The sequence below is a fragment of the Shewanella fodinae genome (assembly GCF_014651955.1).
GTDB lineage: Bacteria > Pseudomonadota > Gammaproteobacteria > Enterobacterales > Shewanellaceae > Shewanella > Shewanella fodinae.
This window is the reverse complement of sequence record NZ_BMXW01000002.1, coordinates 154,701-169,681: the sequence shown is the minus strand read 5'-3', so window position 1 is coordinate 169,681 and position 14,981 is coordinate 154,701. Positions and strand designations below refer to the sequence as shown.

16 protein-coding genes are annotated in these 14,981 nt (G+C 49.5%); 10 read left to right on the top strand and 6 right to left on the bottom strand.

Features of this window, described 5'->3' with window-relative positions:
* Nucleotides 1-2: 2 nt before the first annotated feature.
* The 6 genes from hypF to hypA are packed head-to-tail and all read left to right on the top strand — an operon-like array spanning nt 3 to nt 5,933.
* Nucleotides 3-2,405: a carbamoyltransferase HypF gene (hypF, locus tag IE064_RS02980; RefSeq protein ID WP_229799841.1), complete on the top strand. Its 2,403-nt coding sequence runs from the start codon at nt 3-5 to the stop codon at nt 2,403-2,405.
* A gap of 47 nt (nt 2,406-2,452) precedes the next feature.
* Nucleotides 2,453-3,217: a hydrogenase nickel incorporation protein HypB gene (hypB, locus tag IE064_RS02975; RefSeq protein ID WP_189616270.1), complete on the top strand. Its 765-nt coding sequence runs from the start codon at nt 2,453-2,455 to the stop codon at nt 3,215-3,217.
* A complete protein-coding gene (locus IE064_RS02970; RefSeq protein WP_189616268.1) occupies nt 3,217-3,459 on the top strand; it encodes a HypC/HybG/HupF family hydrogenase formation chaperone in 243 nt (80 codons plus the stop codon). Before hypB ends, IE064_RS02970 begins: the two co-directional genes overlap by 1 nt.
* A complete protein-coding gene (gene hypD, locus IE064_RS02965; RefSeq protein WP_189616266.1) occupies nt 3,452-4,576 on the top strand; it encodes a hydrogenase formation protein HypD in 1,125 nt (374 codons plus the stop codon). Before IE064_RS02970 ends, hypD begins: the two co-directional genes overlap by 8 nt.
* A 2-nt stretch (nt 4,577-4,578) precedes the next feature.
* Nucleotides 4,579-5,586 (top strand): hydrogenase expression/formation protein HypE, encoded by a 1,008-nt coding sequence (hypE, locus tag IE064_RS02960; RefSeq protein WP_189616264.1) that lies wholly within the window; start codon nt 4,579-4,581, stop codon nt 5,584-5,586.
* On the top strand, nt 5,586-5,933 hold the full coding sequence (gene hypA / locus IE064_RS02955) for a hydrogenase/urease nickel incorporation protein HypA (protein WP_133039475.1): 348 nt from the start codon (nt 5,586-5,588) through the stop codon (nt 5,931-5,933). The genes hypE and hypA overlap by 1 nt, the downstream gene beginning before the upstream one ends.
* 172 nt (nt 5,934-6,105) lie before the next feature.
* Here the strand turns inward: hypA and IE064_RS02950 are convergent, their stop codons facing one another.
* Both IE064_RS02950 and IE064_RS02945 read right to left on the bottom strand, forming a co-directional pair.
* Complete coding sequence (locus tag IE064_RS02950) at nt 6,106-7,794, bottom strand: VRR-NUC domain-containing protein (RefSeq protein WP_189616262.1); 1,689 nt, start codon at nt 7,792-7,794, stop codon at nt 6,106-6,108.
* On the bottom strand, nt 7,794-8,072 hold the full coding sequence (locus IE064_RS02945; RefSeq protein WP_189616260.1) for a peptidylprolyl isomerase: 279 nt from the start codon (nt 8,070-8,072) through the stop codon (nt 7,794-7,796). The genes IE064_RS02950 and IE064_RS02945 overlap by 1 nt, the downstream gene beginning before the upstream one ends.
* A gap of 157 nt (nt 8,073-8,229) precedes the next feature.
* On the opposite strand from IE064_RS02945, the gene IE064_RS02940 reads away from it, so the two are divergent.
* Nucleotides 8,230-8,649 (top strand): secondary thiamine-phosphate synthase enzyme YjbQ, encoded by a 420-nt coding sequence (locus tag IE064_RS02940; protein ID WP_189616258.1) that lies wholly within the window; start codon nt 8,230-8,232, stop codon nt 8,647-8,649.
* Here IE064_RS02940 and IE064_RS02935 read toward each other — a convergent pair.
* The 4 genes from IE064_RS02935 to IE064_RS02920 all read right to left on the bottom strand — a co-directional run bounded on the left by IE064_RS02935 (nt 8,646) and on the right by IE064_RS02920 (nt 12,279).
* The gene (locus IE064_RS02935) at nt 8,646-9,299 is read right to left on the bottom strand and encodes a LysE family translocator (protein WP_189616256.1); all 654 of its coding nucleotides are present in this window, start codon (nt 9,297-9,299) and stop codon (nt 8,646-8,648) included. The two genes, IE064_RS02940 and IE064_RS02935, sit on opposite strands and share 4 nt — an antisense overlap.
* An 85-nt stretch (nt 9,300-9,384) precedes the next feature.
* Complete coding sequence (locus IE064_RS02930) at nt 9,385-10,212, bottom strand: AraC family transcriptional regulator (protein ID WP_189616254.1); 828 nt, start codon at nt 10,210-10,212, stop codon at nt 9,385-9,387.
* Between the two features lie 112 nt (nt 10,213-10,324).
* Nucleotides 10,325-11,539, bottom strand: coding sequence for an RsmB/NOP family class I SAM-dependent RNA methyltransferase (locus tag IE064_RS02925; protein ID WP_189616252.1), 1,215 nt, complete (start codon nt 11,537-11,539; stop codon nt 10,325-10,327).
* Nucleotides 11,540-11,619: 80 nt separating this feature from the next.
* Nucleotides 11,620-12,279 (bottom strand): DUF3334 family protein, encoded by a 660-nt coding sequence (locus IE064_RS02920; RefSeq protein WP_189616250.1) that lies wholly within the window; start codon nt 12,277-12,279, stop codon nt 11,620-11,622.
* A gap of 265 nt (nt 12,280-12,544) precedes the next feature.
* Here IE064_RS02920 and IE064_RS02915 point away from each other — a divergent pair, with 265 nt between their 5' ends.
* The 3 genes from IE064_RS02915 to IE064_RS02905 all read left to right on the top strand — a co-directional run bounded on the left by IE064_RS02915 (nt 12,545) and on the right by IE064_RS02905 (nt 14,973).
* Nucleotides 12,545-14,179 carry a methyl-accepting chemotaxis protein gene (locus tag IE064_RS02915; protein WP_189616248.1) on the top strand — a complete coding sequence of 545 codons (1,635 nt, stop codon included), beginning with the start codon at nt 12,545-12,547 and terminating at the stop codon, nt 14,177-14,179.
* 89 nt (nt 14,180-14,268) lie between these two features.
* Nucleotides 14,269-14,658, top strand: a complete 390-nt coding sequence (locus tag IE064_RS02910; protein ID WP_189616245.1) for an ACT domain-containing protein — start codon at nt 14,269-14,271, stop codon at nt 14,656-14,658.
* Between the two features lie 57 nt (nt 14,659-14,715).
* The gene (locus IE064_RS02905; RefSeq protein WP_189616582.1) at nt 14,716-14,973 is read left to right on the top strand and encodes an HPr family phosphocarrier protein; all 258 of its coding nucleotides are present in this window, start codon (nt 14,716-14,718) and stop codon (nt 14,971-14,973) included.
* The last annotated feature ends 8 nt before the right edge of the window (nt 14,974-14,981 follow it).

The following is a 14,981-nucleotide window of genomic DNA, read 5'->3' as shown; positions in this document are numbered from 1 at the left end:
TCATGAACGAAGCCGTCACATGTTCATCGGAAAACACTAACAGCAACATGCTGCTGGCCCGGTGTTACCATGTGACGGGGATTGTCCAGGGAGTGGGATTCCGCCCCTGGATTTATCAACTTGCTAAACGCTATGGTCTGTGCGGGCATGTACTGAATAACGGTGAGGGTGTAACCATTGCGGTACAGGCGGATATGGCCGCACTGCAAGCGTTTGATCATGCTCTGCAGTCAGAACGTCCACCATTGGCACGTATCGATAGCCTGCATTTTGAGCCAGCCGCCGTAGATGCAGCGCTTAACGATTTCAGCATTCATAAAAGCACCGCCACCACCCAGGCGCTGGTTGCTGTGGGTACCGATAAAAGCTGTTGCCCGGAGTGCCTGAAAGAGATCCGCGATCCCAATAATCGTCATTACCACTACCCTTTTACCAACTGCACCCATTGCGGCCCGCGTTATACCATTATCAATAATCTGCCTTATGACCGGCATAACACTTCAATGGCCGCATTTGCGATGTGTGATGATTGCCGTCGAGCGTATGAAGACCCCATGGACCGCCGTTATCATGCGCAGCCAGTCAGTTGCCCTAAATGTGGCCCGCAACTGCGCTTTGTCGATAATCAAGGCCATGAACTGGCAACACGAGAACCGGCATTTACCGCCGCCGTAGCCGCCATTCTGGCGGGAAAGATTCTCGCCATAAAAGGGCTGGGTGGTTTTCATCTAGTGTGTGATGCCACCAATCATCAGGCGGTCACAACACTCAGACAACGCAAACATCGGCCCGCCAAGCCACTGGCAGTGATGGTGGCTGACTTGTCAATGGCGCGGCAATATGCCGTTGCAACCGATGCCGAATGGCAACTGCTAAGCAGCCAGGAGCGGCCGATTGTCTTGCTGCAAAAATCAGTTGCTGCTGAGATCCCGCTAAGTGCTGCGGTTGCACCAGATATCGACCGCATCGGGCTGTTTATGCCTTACACACCGCTGCACACATTATTGCTCGATGCCGTGAAAACGCCATTAGTGGCAACCAGTGCTAATCTTTCCGGTGAACCAATAATCACCGACGGTGAAGCAATTCTCGCCCAGTTGGCCAACGAACATTTTAGGGTGATCGACGCCATGCTGGATCACAACCGGCCAATCCTAAATGGCTGTGATGATTCTGTGGTACAAATGTGCGGCGGTGAATTGCAAGTGTTGCGACTCGCGCGCGGTTATGCGCCGCTGAGTCTCCCCAGTAAAGTGTTAGCCACACAAGCGTTGCCGTCAGTGCTGGCGGTAGGTCCACAGCAGAAAAACACTTTAGCATTGAATATTGGCAACACCCTGTACCTGAGTCCGCATATTGGTGATCTATTCAGCATAGGTGCCGAAGGTTATTTCCAGCGCACACTGGCCAGCTTCAAGCGGATGTACCATGTTAATGCCGACTTAATCGTGCGCGATCTGCACCCAGATTACGCCTCTAGCCGTTGGGCACAGGAACAAATACAACCTGTTACCGCAGTGCAACATCATTATGCCCATGTATTAGCGACACTGGCGGCCAACGATTTTGATGGTAAGGTGTTGGGATTCAGCTTTGACGGTACCGGTTTAGGCGCTGACGGCGAACTGTGGGGCGGCGAGTTGTTATTGGCCGATAGCAACGGTTACCAGCGCCTTGCCAGTATCAGTCCGTTTGCCTTGCTTGGCAATGAACTCGCCATCAAATCTCCGTTTCGCTTAATGCTGGCGCTATTGCTGCAGCAATTTAGTATTGACGAGATTATCGCCATGGAATTGCCAGCGTTACGTGGTCACAGCCACGCGTTGCTGCGCAATCTGGCAAAAATTTTTGCCGCTGGCAAAATGCCAAAGTCCCACTCAGTTGGCAGACTTTTCGATGCACTGGCGGTATTGTTGGGCCAAATGCAAGATACGCAGTATGAAGGCCAGGCCGGAATTATTATCGAAACATTGGCTCGGCGTGCAGAAGCTGAGGGTAAAACCGAAGAAGCAAGCGCACTGCTGCTGCAGTTACCATTACGGCAGCACCCAGGGTTATTATTGGGACAATGGGATACAGTGGCGCTATTCAGTCAGTTGCTGCAAGCCAAGCAACAGCAACGGGATAACGGCGTTATTGCCATTGCCTTTATGCAGGCACTTGGCGATGCCATCTGCCACAGTGCTGTAAAAGCGCAGCAGCTTTTAGGAAGCGCACTACCCGTGGTATTGACCGGTGGTGTATTTCAAAACCGTTTTTTAACAGAGTATTGCTATCAACAACTGCAGGCGCGAGGCATACAAAGGTTGCCGCAACACTTGGTGCCAGTTAATGATGGCGGTATTGCCTTAGGACAGTTGTGGTATGGTCTCAAGCACGCCACACCGCTGCCCGACCCAATTTAAATCGGCTGACGCCATTGGCGCAGCCCACAGTCAAACCGGAGTTTGCTATGTGTAAAGATTGCGGTTGTTCTATTGCAGGACATGAACACAGCCATGATCACCACCATCATCATGAACTGTCTACTAACCCACAACTCAACGACAAGAAAACCTTGTCAGTGATCCATAAAATTCTCGACAAGAATGATGTTGAAGCCGCCCATAACCGTGAGCATTTCGAAGAACACGGCGTGATGGCGTTCAATCTGATGAGCAGCCCAGGTTCAGGTAAAACCACGTTGCTGGAGCATCTTGGCGACTACACTAGCAAGAAATTCTGTGTGATTGAAGGCGACTTGGAAACCTCACGCGATGCTGACCGCTTGAAGGCAAAAGGCATCAGCGCGGTGCAGATCCAAACCGGCAGCGCCTGCCACCTAGATGCCTTTATGGTGCATGGTGCCCTGCATCAGCAGCCACTGGATAACATGGATATCTGCTTTGTTGAAAACGTGGGCAATCTGGTGTGTCCAGCCAGTTACGATGTTGGCACCCATAAGAATGTAGTGCTGGTTTCTGTACCAGAAGGCGAAGATAAGATTGAAAAATATCCGGTCATGTTTCGTAAGGCCGATGTCGTCCTGATCACCAAATGTGACCTGCTGCCCTACTTCGACTTCAGTACCGAAGAGGCTAAAAGCCAAGTGCAGAAACTCAATCCTAATGCCAAGGTGATCTGCGTTTCCATCAAAGAAAAAGAAAGCATGCAGGAAGTTGCCCACTGGTTTGAACAGGAACTGGCGGCATTCAACGCAACTTTGGAGACTGTCTAATGTGTCTGTCTATCCCTTCGCAAGTTGTTGAGCTGCATCCAGAGACACAAAGTGTCACCGTTGATACGCTTGGCGTAAAACGCACTGTCAGCTGTCATCTGCTGGAAGAGCCATTAGCCATAGGTGACTATGTATTGATCCACATAGGTTTTGTGATGAATAAAATCGATGCTGCATCAGCAATGGAAAGCCTAACGCTGTATAAAGAGATCGTGGATAAAATGGAGGCTGCCGATGTCTGAGCTGCAACTCAAGCAGCTCTATGATGGTTTTCGCGACCCCCGTACTGTTGCAGAGCTAGCCTCACAAATCAAAGAGTTAGCAGCAAAGTTGACGGAGCCGGTAAACGTCATGGAGGTGTGTGGTGGTCATACTCACACCATCATGAAATACGGTCTATTACAGCTGCTGCCAGATAATATCGAATTTATTCACGGCCCCGGCTGCCCTGTGTGCATTATGCCCAAAGAGCGTATCGACCAGGCTGCCGCACTAGCACAGTTACCAGATGTCATTTTAGTGACGCTGGGCGATATGATCCGAGTACCGGGCTCCGAAGGCTCCTTAGCGCAGTTCCGTGCTAAAGGCTGCGATATTCGTCCTGTGTATATGCCATTGGATGCTTTGAAAATTGCACAGGAAAACCCGGATAAAACCGTGGTGTATTTCGCCATTGGCTTTGAAACCTCCACACCCATGACTGCGGTGCTGCTGGAACAAGCTGAAAAACTCGGCATCCACAACTTGCTATTCCATATCAACCATGTACTGGTACCGCCCGCTATTGATGCGGTGATGGCTGATCCCGAAACTCGGGTAAATGCGTTTATCGGCCCATCCCATGTGAGCGTGATCACTGGCAGTCAGATTTATCAGCCAACAGTAGATAAATATCACACGCCGGTTGTAGTTTCAGGGTTTGAACCCGTCGATGTGATGCAGTCAATCCTGTCGATTGTCAAACAAAAGGTCGAAGGTCGTTGTGAGCTGGAAAACCAGTACGAACGTGCCGTTAGCTACAAAGGCAATGAAGCCGCACAGCGTAAGGTGGCTCAATATTTCACCGTGCGCCCTAGCTTCCGCTGGCGAGGGCTGGGGCCTATTCCTAACTCAGCACTCATGCTCAGGCCAGAATACCGTCACCGCGATGCCGAACTCAAATACGGTGAGCGCTTGCCGGTGAAAGAAATTGACGATCACAAAGCCTGTCAGTGCGGCGATATTCTGCGAGGCAAAGCCAAACCTCAGGACTGCAAAGTTTTTGGCCGTGGCTGCACGCCTCAAACACCATTAGGTAGCTGCATGGTAAGTTCCGAAGGTGCATGTAATGCCTACTACCGCTATGCAGGAGTAAAATAACCATGTCGACCCCAAAACAGATCCAACTCAGTCACGGTGGCGGTGGCCGCGAGATGGCCGAATTGATTGGCAAGCTCTTTTTTGAAGCCTTTGATAATCAGATCCTGCGCCAAGAAGAAGATGCCGCCAGCCTTAACATGACTGGTCCGATTGCCTTTACTACCGATTCTTTTGTGGTTTCGCCCCTGTTTTTCAAAGGTGGCAATATCGGCAAACTGGCCATTGCCGGCACGGTAAATGATCTGGCAATGATGGGCGCAGAACCGCAGTACCTCAGTTGTGGTTTTATCATTGAAGAAGGCTTTGAAATCGCGAGGCTCAAAGAGATAGTGCAAACCATGGCGGCTGAGCTGAAAAAAAGCGGCGCCAAAATTGTCTGCGGCGATACCAAAGTCGTTCCCAAGGGCTGCGCTGATGGGGTGTTTATTAATACCTCTGGCGTTGGCCGCATCCTCAAGCCGGGAATTTCGGTACACGCGGTACAGCCTGGAGATGCCATTATTCTGTCCCGCGACATTGGTTGTCACGGTGCCGCAATTCTGGCAGCACGTGAAGGACTAGAATTGGAAAGCGAACTGCAATCCGATTGCGCCACGCTGTGGCCTATGGTCGAACAACTGATTGCCGCCAATCTGCCGCTGCACGCTATGCGCGACGCCACCCGCGGCGGTATTGCTGCGGTACTCAATGAATGGGCTAAAGCTGCCAATGTTGGGATTGAGCTCAGCGAAGAAGCGATTCCAGTGCGCGATGAAGTGCGTGGTGTTTGTGAACTCTACGGTTTTGAACCTTGGGACTTAGCAAACGAAGGCACCTTTGTGATCGCCCTGCCCCAAGAAATTGCCGCTGAAGCGATCAACGTCATGCACCAGTTCTGCAATTGCGATCAGGCGCGGATTGTCGGTACCGTCACCGAAGCCAATGCTGAGAAAGTGATCCTGCATTCGCCTTGGGGCAGCAAACGCTACCTAGAACTGCCCGCGGGTGAATTGTTACCGAGGATCTGCTGATGCATGAGTTTTCCATTGTTAGCGCATTAATTGAACAGTGTGAACAGCTTGCGCTAGAGCATCAAGCCAAAGGTATAGCCAGAGTAGCGGTTAAAATTGGCGCGCTCAGTGGCGTTGAACCGCAACTGGTCAAAACCGCTTTTGATACTTTCCGAGAAGATGGCATGTGCAAAGGTGCTGAACTGGAAATGGATGTCGCACCGCTGGAGCTAGACTGCAAAGCCTGCGGCGCTCACTCGATTCCGGACGAAATCGCCTATCTGTGCCCGGTTTGCCAAAGTCGTGACATCAAAGTCAGCGGCGGCGAAGAGATGCTGCTGATGCAGCTGGAACTGATTTACGATTGAGCTTAAATATTTAACGTCAAAACGGACTGTCGATCCCCGATCCACAGTCCGTTTTTTATGGCGTAAGCCGCTGTTGGCTCGTTATCTGCTAGAGTTAACAAGCGCTCATAAAATCCATAAAAGTGTTTTAAATATATTAATAATCAACAGGTAAGTTGATTTACGCGTTAAGTTATTTAGTATGTTTCCAACTCACGTAACACACTTTAGCGGCATAAAATTCGGATAAGAAGTGTAACCAATAACTTTGATGATCGTCCAGCTTATCGCCTGGACCTTTAACTTCCACAAACTGCGGTTGTCCGTCAGTAGTAAATAGCAACAGATCCGGGTGACCACTGCGGTAATGCTGCGGATCACGTAATATCCGTTGAAATAACGCCAGTAAAAATTCTGTAGAAAAGGTGGTGATACAGCGTTTGAACAGTGGTTCGGTAAAAACTTGCCAATTGACCCAATCGTTCACCAACCCTTGTTTACAGACAAAATGCTGTTGCAGTATGTGCTTATCACCGCTAGCCAGCTGCGCCATCCGCTGGGTAATCAAAGTTTGTCGGCGCGCGACAAAGTCTGGCTGATACATATCCCGGGGCGCTCGCTGATACGGATTATCAAACACACCCGCGACTGGCGCGAAGATAATATCCCAAAATGCCAAGCCGAACAGGCCACATAACACACTGTTTTCACTGAACCAGGCATCATAACCTTGAGCTGCAAAATAATCTGCAGTCAGACGTTCCACACGCATTTCTGGCACTTGAGCTAATTCCAAATGGATTTCATCGGGTTTATACGGTTTTGTTATATCGAAAAGCGCCTGCAATGCCCCCGGTTCAGCGACGGTAAATCGTCTATTAAGTCGATTGCCGATCCTCACCACGGTTTGCTGCTGCGTTTCATTCTGGGCTTGTTGTGCAAGCGAGGTTAATACCGCCAGCGCTTGTGGTGGATTAACCTTTTCCAGACAGCGGCATAGACGTTCTGCGGCATCCCAACCGTGACATTGTTGATACAGTGACATTGCCAACGCTAGCTGTTGCTGCCGTTCGGCTTCTCGTCCCAATTGCAGCAGCAGTTTCTGCCTCCGCCGCTCCAAGAGCGGATTGTCTTGTGGCGCGGGTAATTGTGCCAACCAATCTGCCAGCACAATCGGCTCTTTTTGTTGGGTGGTTTGCTCCCAGTTAGCGGCTAACGCCGCCAAGGATAAAGCCGTTTGTAGTTCTATTGATGACTGATAAGTTCGCCCTTCCCGGGTTAATGGGTAACTCTCAAACCGCTGCAAGCCAAGATCGCTTAACACAAACTGACTTAGATCTTGATAGCGATTGCCAAAATACAGCAACAACAGTAGATCCAGTAGCGGCTGACAATTGAGTTGCAGCCAAACCAGCCCCTGTTGTTGCTGCCATTGTGGCAGTTGCGTTTGCAACTCTGGTGTTGCCTGCAACAGCTGCCACAACTGTTGTTTGCTGCGCCAAGGACTGAGCTGTGGGTCATTGATATCATGCAGTAGGGTTTTCAGCTCCGCTAGAGTGACGGCGCTAAACCAGATCTCTAGCGGCGGCAACGTTTGTTGCAACAGTTCCGTGTGAAGCAGGGGCTGCGCCGCATCCGCGATATCGCCGATTTCACTGTAATGCAGTTTATCCAGGCGAAACCACTCGCCTTTTCGGGATAATAACCGCACCAGCAACATTTTGCTTTTGTCTGGCAACGACCGATAACACTGTAATGCCCGTTGCTGGTCAGCAGGGAAAATATCCAGATAACGCTCTGCTACGCTCGTCAGCATCTGTTCAAAGTTTTGCAGATAATAATCGGCGGGCAATAGCGCTGTCGTAGCAGGTGTTTCAGCCATCAACTGCGATAAAGCGTCTGGATAAGATGAAACCCGAAACGGGTTTTTACCGGGCCATGAATCGTAAGTAACGATTTTTTAAACACCACATCATCAAAGGCTTTGACCATCTGGCCGGGACTAAATTCGCCCAGATCGCCACCTTGTTTTTTGGAGGGACACAGCGAATACTTTTTCGCTAATACCGCAAAATCTTCACCTTTTTCTAGGCGTTGTTTTAGCTTTTCCGCTTCTTCACGGGTCTTGACTAAAATATGGCGGGCACTGGCGCGGGCCATGATATTTCTCTCTTAATTGACACTATGATGACTAGCCGTCAGTTTATCACAGCCACAGATAACGCTCATCTGCGGTTAATCCAATAGCACGATTTTGGGGTTATGCTATCCCCGCTATCATCAATCACGGCAAGAAACAGCGCAGAGGAATAGACGTATGTGGCAACAGCAACTATTGCAGTTACGGGAAAGAAGCCGCGGCTTTCATCTTATCACTACCGACATTGCTGCCGCATTGGCACAGTTCAAGCCGATCAATATAGGGTTGCTGCATCTACAGTTACAACACACCTCAGCATCACTGACGCTCAATGAAAATGCCGATCCCACCGTGCGCGATGACTTTGAGGCTTGGTGCAATCATACCGTAGCCGAAGACAGCGGTTATTTTCGTCATATCGATGAAGGTGCCGATGATATGCCAGCACACATCAAATCCAGTCTGCTCGGCACCAGTTTACTGTTGCCGATACGCAATGGGCAATTGGCGTTAGGCACTTGGCAAGGCATCTATCTGGGCGAACACCGCAATCACGGCGGTAACCGCCATATATTGATGACATTACAAGGCGACTAGCCTACCAAGCGCTGGTAGCCCTGTAACAGCAGAAACATTGCGAACAGCAGCAGGATCACGCCGCTAAAGACTAAAATCCCACGATTATTACGCTGCAACCATTGGCTGCAACGGGGGATATTCAGTGCCCAGCCAAGAAATCCGAACCACAATAACGCCAGACTGAAAAACAGGATCACTAATGCCAGCTTAAACTGCAGTGGGCTTTGCAGTGGCAGCATCCCGGCAATCACACTGAAAAAATACACATAGGCTTTAGGATTCAACGCATTGGTGGCAAAACCTGTCCACCAGCCATGACGGCGAGAATAGCTCCGCAGTGTCTTGGGCATTTCTTTATGTTGCACTGAGTCTTGCGTGGCAAGCGCCCCAGACAAACAGCCATAGCCCAGATATCCCAGCCACAATGCAGCACACCAAGGCAACCATAACATCAGTTGCGGCAACCAGTGTTGCAACAAGGCTGCGGCAAACGTTACCGTAATGGTATGTAACATAATGGCCGAGGCCAGTCCCAACGCTAGGAAAAACGCATAACGGCGTCCCCCCACAACACTGGCTCGCAGCATCAGCGCAAAATCGGGGCCAGGAGCGACCAACGCCGCCACATGCACGGTTCCCAAGGTAAATAACAGCGATAACCAACTCATAGTTTGTTTTCTGTGAACCCAATAAGCCTTAGATAGGCACCAGTGTAATAGAGTCTATTGGCGAAGGGATTGGAAAAAATTGCAGCTAACCAGCAAGTTGACGCCGATACAGCGCAGGCGTCAGATTGTAACGCCGTTTAAAGTAATGATGCAGATGACTTTGATCATAAAATCCAGCGGCACTGGCCGCGGTAGCCACATCTTTGCCTGCTGCCAGTAGTTGCCGAGCATAATCCACACGCAGAGCCAAGATATAAGCATGCGGTGTCATACCAAAACTACGGCGGAACCTTCGTAGAAATTGAAACTCATTGAGCTGAAACAGTTGGGCGAGGGTCTGTAAGCGGTGATTTGCGGCTAAATCGGCATAGAGAAAATCCTTTAACTGCGTTATCTGCCATGCTGTTAGCCCGCCAGCAACCGCAACCGAATGTCGTTGGCTGTCGCCATGACGCTTGATAAGTGCGCTCATCAGCTCCAGCAGTAAACCATCAACCGCGATGGGGGCGCCGTGTGGCTGATTCACCAGTTGATGCAGTTGTAATAAGCCGCGATATAGTGGTTGATCAACAATCTCTGGCCCACTGAAATAGGGTTCGGCCGCATATCCTAATTGCTGTGCAAACTGAGCCCATGCCGCCCCACTGATCCGTAACAACCGCACTTGGTAAAGTGCTTTGTTCAGTCCTTCACCATCATGCACTTCATCCGGGTTAATCAGCGAAATCCGCCCAGGTGCCAGTAAATACTGAGATCCGCGATGCATAAAGCGCTGGGCACCACAATCGACCACACCGATATGAAAGTCAGCATGCACATGCCGATCAAAGGCAAATCCCTGATAACGGGCACGTACTAACTCGATACCGCTAACCGGCGTCAATAATTGATGTTCAATCGCAGGTGCTGACAAGATAAACACAACTCAGATAAGCAGCAGATTAAAGTCAGTGTAAACGTCTGCACTCGCCAATACTTGTAAAAAACTGCAGCAAACCTGCAAAAAAAGTGCACTATTTAGACGATTATTCTGCAGTACGTTGCAATCTTGCCCAATAAAAACCATCAAACCCACTGTTGGCCGGGCTGATAGTGGCATCATCTAATAGCCGGAAGTTGCTATGACTGGCGAGAAAGTTATCAACTTGCTGTCGGTTTTCATCCGGCATAATGGAACAGGTGGCGTACACCAGAATGCCGTCAACTTTCAACATCCGGCTGTAGCTGTCGAGGATCTGTGCTTGCAATGCCTGTAATACGGGTAAACGCGTTTCTGTGTCACGCCATTTGGTATCAGGGTTACGTTTTAGCACTCCCAAGCCAGAACACGGGACATCCAGTAGTAAGCGATCTGCCGACAATTTCAGGCGTTTAATGGTTTTACTGGAGCTGATCAGCCGGGTCTCAACATTGTGTGCACCAGCACGGCGTGCGCGCTCTTTGAGATTGTCCAGCTTCCACTGTTCAATATCCATTGCCAGTAATCGGCCTTTGCCCTGCATTTTGGCAGCCAGGTGCAGCGTTTTCCCACCCGCACCAGCACAGGCATCAATCACCCGCATTCCCGGTGATACATCCAACACGTCAGCCACATGTTGTGAGCCGGCATCTTGCTGTTCAAACCAACCATCCTTAAATGTGTCAGTACGAAATAACGCCGCATCAGAAGTCACTTCCAGCGCCGTTGCAACGCCTTCCACCGCAACCGCGGAAATGCCCTCTTTTGCCAGCCGCGATTGCAGTTGATTACGGTCACATTTGAGCAGATTAGTGCGCAGATAGCGCTTAGGTGCTTGCGCCAACGCCGCACGCTCGGCCGCCCAACTGTCACCTAACTGCAGCTGTCCCAGCTCATCCAGCCACGCCGGACAACCATCGCGTAATGCTGCCACACTATCGGCATGCTGCAGCCGTAATGCCAGTGTTTTCGCGTCAATGGCCTTAGCCTGTTGCCAACCGGGGGGCGGTAATTGCCGATAAGCATGCCAGGCCATCAGTAAATCGGCAGCATGTTTGCCCGCATCGGCTAAGGACACATGCGCTAGATAACAGTAAAAGTTCAATCGTCTGATAATCTCACCAACCACACGAGTTATCTGTGCTTGCTGTGCAGGGGCTAATTTCAAACCAGCAAACTGTCGAGAGTAAGCCCGATCCAACGGCGCTCCATCACTGATAACATCACGGATAACTTGCGCAGCGAGTTCACAGGCATAGATGGATAAAGAGTATTCAGACATAACAACAGCCTCGGCAGCAAAAACCGCGGGATCATAGGAGGATGTCCGGGCCTTGGCAAGCCCGGACTGGACACAGCAGATTAGATACCGAGTTTATCAAACAAGTCTTCAGTGACATCCCCGCTGTGACTGGCACCTCCCGAATGCATCGCTAAAATATCATCAGGGTCCATTTCCTCTTCGACTTCAACGGACGCCAAACCGATGAATTCAGTGTTATCCATGGCAAATTCAAGGTAAAAGATATTATTGTTTTCAGTGCGGAAACTCACCCGACGAGTGACCGGCTCATCCAGATTAGCCTCAATAGATAATGTCAGTTCACGGTTGATAGTGAGCATTTTAGGCTGACTCTGACTGATGGACGTTTGCAACTCTTTGGAAACCTGATTAATAAAGTTACCCAACATCTGGTTCATCAGCTCACCCATCACGTTTGCCACTTCATCAGAGGTGTATTTGATGGCTAACTCATCTTCCGGCATGCCCATACTTAACAGGTAACGGCGGTAGATCTCCATGGCCGCATCAGCTGAAAAGTTGATCACCACCAGTCCTGAGAAACCACCATCAAAAATCGAAAAACACCCCAGATCTGGCCGCAAACGCGTTTGCCCGATGCGCTGAACCATACCAGCATGACTAATTTTGCTAGCCGTGGTGGTTGACAAGACCTGCGACACCGACCGACATAGTTTTAGTAAAATATCATCCGAGTTGATCACTTGAGATGGCTGCATCTGAGCTGCTCCTGATAGCCATCCGGATAATGCAATAGCTACATATATCCGGAGAGAAAACAAATAATTATAAAGCGTAGTCTGATTCTATGCTGCTGGCTTCCACAAAGGCAAAGTAATTTGCTTGCCATCCCGCGTTTATGACGGAAAAATGAGCGTGATCAACTATTGAAAATGCCGTTTAGCGAAATACTTTCAAATGCTAATGGAATTGCTGTATATTCGACGCAACTTATAGAAATATAACATAAAAAGGATTGCATCCATGAATCTGCTGCGGCAACTTACCATCCTGCAAAGATTGATCCTGATGTTAGTGATGGCAGCAATAGGAACTGTATGCTTCGCAAGTTTTTCTATTAAGGAGCAATACAGCAATCTAATCAATCAGAAATGGGTGCAGAATGATTCGTTACTGAATTCTGCATTATCGATTGTTGAGGCGAGCCGACTCCAAGCCTATGCCAGTAATACTTCAGAAAAAGAGGCACAACAGCAAACCATTCGTTTATTTGATGGTATGCGCTTCGGCAAGGATGGTTATTACATCCTGATTGGCAGTGATGGCGTTATTTTGTCTGACAGCCAGTACCCCAAATTGGTCGGGACAAACGTTTCCGAGTTAAAAACCGCTGATGGTGAACGCCCTTTTGTCAAGTTTATCAATGATGCGAGAGCCAACGATAAAGCGACTATCACCTATAACTACCGCAATCCAGCGACCGGGCAAGACGAAAAAAAACTCACTGAAGCCCGCCATGACAAAACATGGGACTGGACAATTATGACTGGCACCTATGTCAGCGATATCAATGACACCATGACCACGGTATCCATCCATTATTTAGTGATCATGCTGATTATCTCATTGCCGATTTTTGCTTTCTTCTTGGTGTTGAACAAATCCATTACCAGCCCAATTAACGAAGCTATTAACGCCATGAAGGATATTGCCCAGGGTGAAGGTGACTTGCGCAAGCGGCTAAACAGCCCGGGCAAAGATGAGGTGTCATTACTGGCCGATGCATTCAATGAGTTTGTTGCCAAGATTGCCACCGCACTGCAACAGATGAAACCGCTGGGACTGGATCTGAATACCGATGCCGGACAACTGATGAATGCAGTACAAGAATCGAATGAAAGTGCAGATCATATCCATAAAGAGATTGCCAGTGTTGCAACAGCTATCAATCAAATGCTGAGTACGACTCGTGAAATGGCTGGCAATACCCAGCAAGCGGCCGATGCGGCCACGAGCGTGAAGCAGCAAGCGCTCCAAGGTAAGCAAACCATGGAAAATACCTTGGAAGGCTGCCGCACGTTAGCGAGTGAATTACAATCTTCGGCAAGTTTAACGCTGGCTCTGGGTCATGCATCTGAGAAAATCGGCAGTATTTTGGAAGTTATCCGTTCTATTGCCGACCAAACCAACCTGTTGGCCCTGAACGCGGCGATTGAAGCTGCTCGCGCAGGAGAACATGGGCGAGGATTTGCCGTTGTGGCCGACGAGGTGAGAGCGCTGGCCACTCGGACTCAGGAATCCACTAACGAGATCCATACCATTATTGCCGAGATCCAACACGGTGTTGACAGTGTCATGAAGAGTAACCAACTGACCCAAAAAGAGTCACAGGAGTTGCAGCAGCATGCACAGAATACCAATGCCGCCGTGGAAAAAATCCTGCAATTGGTTGCCGCTATTTCCGATATGAACACTCAATTGGCGAGTGCTACCGAAGAACAATCTTTGGTGACAGAAGAAATTAATCGTAATATCAGTAATATTTCTGAGCTCACAGAAGTGTCCGTCCAAGCGAATGCCAGCAACAGCCATGCTGCCGCCGATATGGGCAAAATCAGCCAGCAGATGGCTGCGGCACTTGGACAGTTCAAAACCTGACGGTTATGATGTGAGCCGAAGACAAGGAGCGTCACACATATATATAACGGGCATCATTAAGATGCCCGGTTATCCAGAGGAATTATGTTGTGCGCTTGACGCTGGCTATTCACCCTACGCTCTACACCATACATAGTTTCGCTGCTGATACCGCCGTTCCGTCAGTCGTGCTTGAACAGCCCACCTATTTTTTGGCGAAGACCCGCGAAGAAATGTCAATTGTGATTGATGCCCGCGTGCCACTCGATAGCCTAGAACAAGAGAGCAGTTGGCGCTGTTTGGAGATACTCGGGCCGCTGGGATTTTCTGCTACCGGGATACACGCTAAGATTGCCACAACCTTAGCAGACGCTCATGTCTGTATTTTTTCATTATCTACATTCGATACCGACTATATACTGGTTAAGTGGGATAAGCTGGACACTGCGATAAAAGCGTTACGCGCTAAGGGCTACCAAGTGATTGAATATGACCGCTGAGTGCGGCATGCTAGCGCCAGATAACGGCTGTTTGCGATCAACATGAGTCTGAAGTCTATGTATGAAAAAACCGTTACCATCACTGCTCCCCATGGCATCCACACCCGCCCGGCAGCGTTATTGGTCAAAGAGGCGAAACAGTTTCTGTGTGATGTCATTGTGGAATGTCAGGGCAAGCAAGCCAGTGCCAAGAGTTTATTCAAATTACAAACCTTGGGATTATATCACGGTTCCCATGTGCGGATTTTCGCCCACGGGCAACAAGCAGAGCAAGCTGTAGATCGTATTGCTGAACTATTGATGACACTGAGTTAAGGACAGCC

Bases quoted from the DNA above. Each gene is read 5' to 3' on its own strand.
- hypF (WP_229799841.1), top strand. From the start codon at position 3: ATGAACGAAGCCGTCACATGTTCATCGGAAAACACTAACAGCAACATG.
- hypB (WP_189616270.1), top strand. From the start codon at position 2,453: ATGTGTAAAGATTGCGGTTGTTCTATTGCAGGACATGAACACAGCCAT.
- IE064_RS02970 (WP_189616268.1), top strand. From the start codon at position 3,217: ATGTGTCTGTCTATCCCTTCGCAAGTTGTTGAGCTGCATCCAGAGACA.
- hypD (WP_189616266.1), top strand. From the start codon at position 3,452: ATGTCTGAGCTGCAACTCAAGCAGCTCTATGATGGTTTTCGCGACCCC.
- hypE (WP_189616264.1), top strand. From the start codon at position 4,579: ATGTCGACCCCAAAACAGATCCAACTCAGTCACGGTGGCGGTGGCCGC.
- hypA (WP_133039475.1), top strand. From the start codon at position 5,586: ATGCATGAGTTTTCCATTGTTAGCGCATTAATTGAACAGTGTGAACAG.
- IE064_RS02950 (WP_189616262.1), bottom strand. From the start codon at position 7,794: ATGGCTGAAACACCTGCTACGACAGCGCTATTGCCCGCCGATTATTAT.
- IE064_RS02945 (WP_189616260.1), bottom strand. From the start codon at position 8,072: ATGGCCCGCGCCAGTGCCCGCCATATTTTAGTCAAGACCCGTGAAGAA.
- IE064_RS02940 (WP_189616258.1), top strand. From the start codon at position 8,230: ATGTGGCAACAGCAACTATTGCAGTTACGGGAAAGAAGCCGCGGCTTT.
- IE064_RS02935 (WP_189616256.1), bottom strand. From the start codon at position 9,299: ATGAGTTGGTTATCGCTGTTATTTACCTTGGGAACCGTGCATGTGGCG.
- IE064_RS02925 (WP_189616252.1), bottom strand. From the start codon at position 11,539: ATGTCTGAATACTCTTTATCCATCTATGCCTGTGAACTCGCTGCGCAA.
- IE064_RS02920 (WP_189616250.1), bottom strand. From the start codon at position 12,279: ATGCAGCCATCTCAAGTGATCAACTCGGATGATATTTTACTAAAACTA.
- IE064_RS02915 (WP_189616248.1), top strand. From the start codon at position 12,545: ATGAATCTGCTGCGGCAACTTACCATCCTGCAAAGATTGATCCTGATG.
- IE064_RS02905 (WP_189616582.1), top strand. From the start codon at position 14,716: ATGTATGAAAAAACCGTTACCATCACTGCTCCCCATGGCATCCACACC.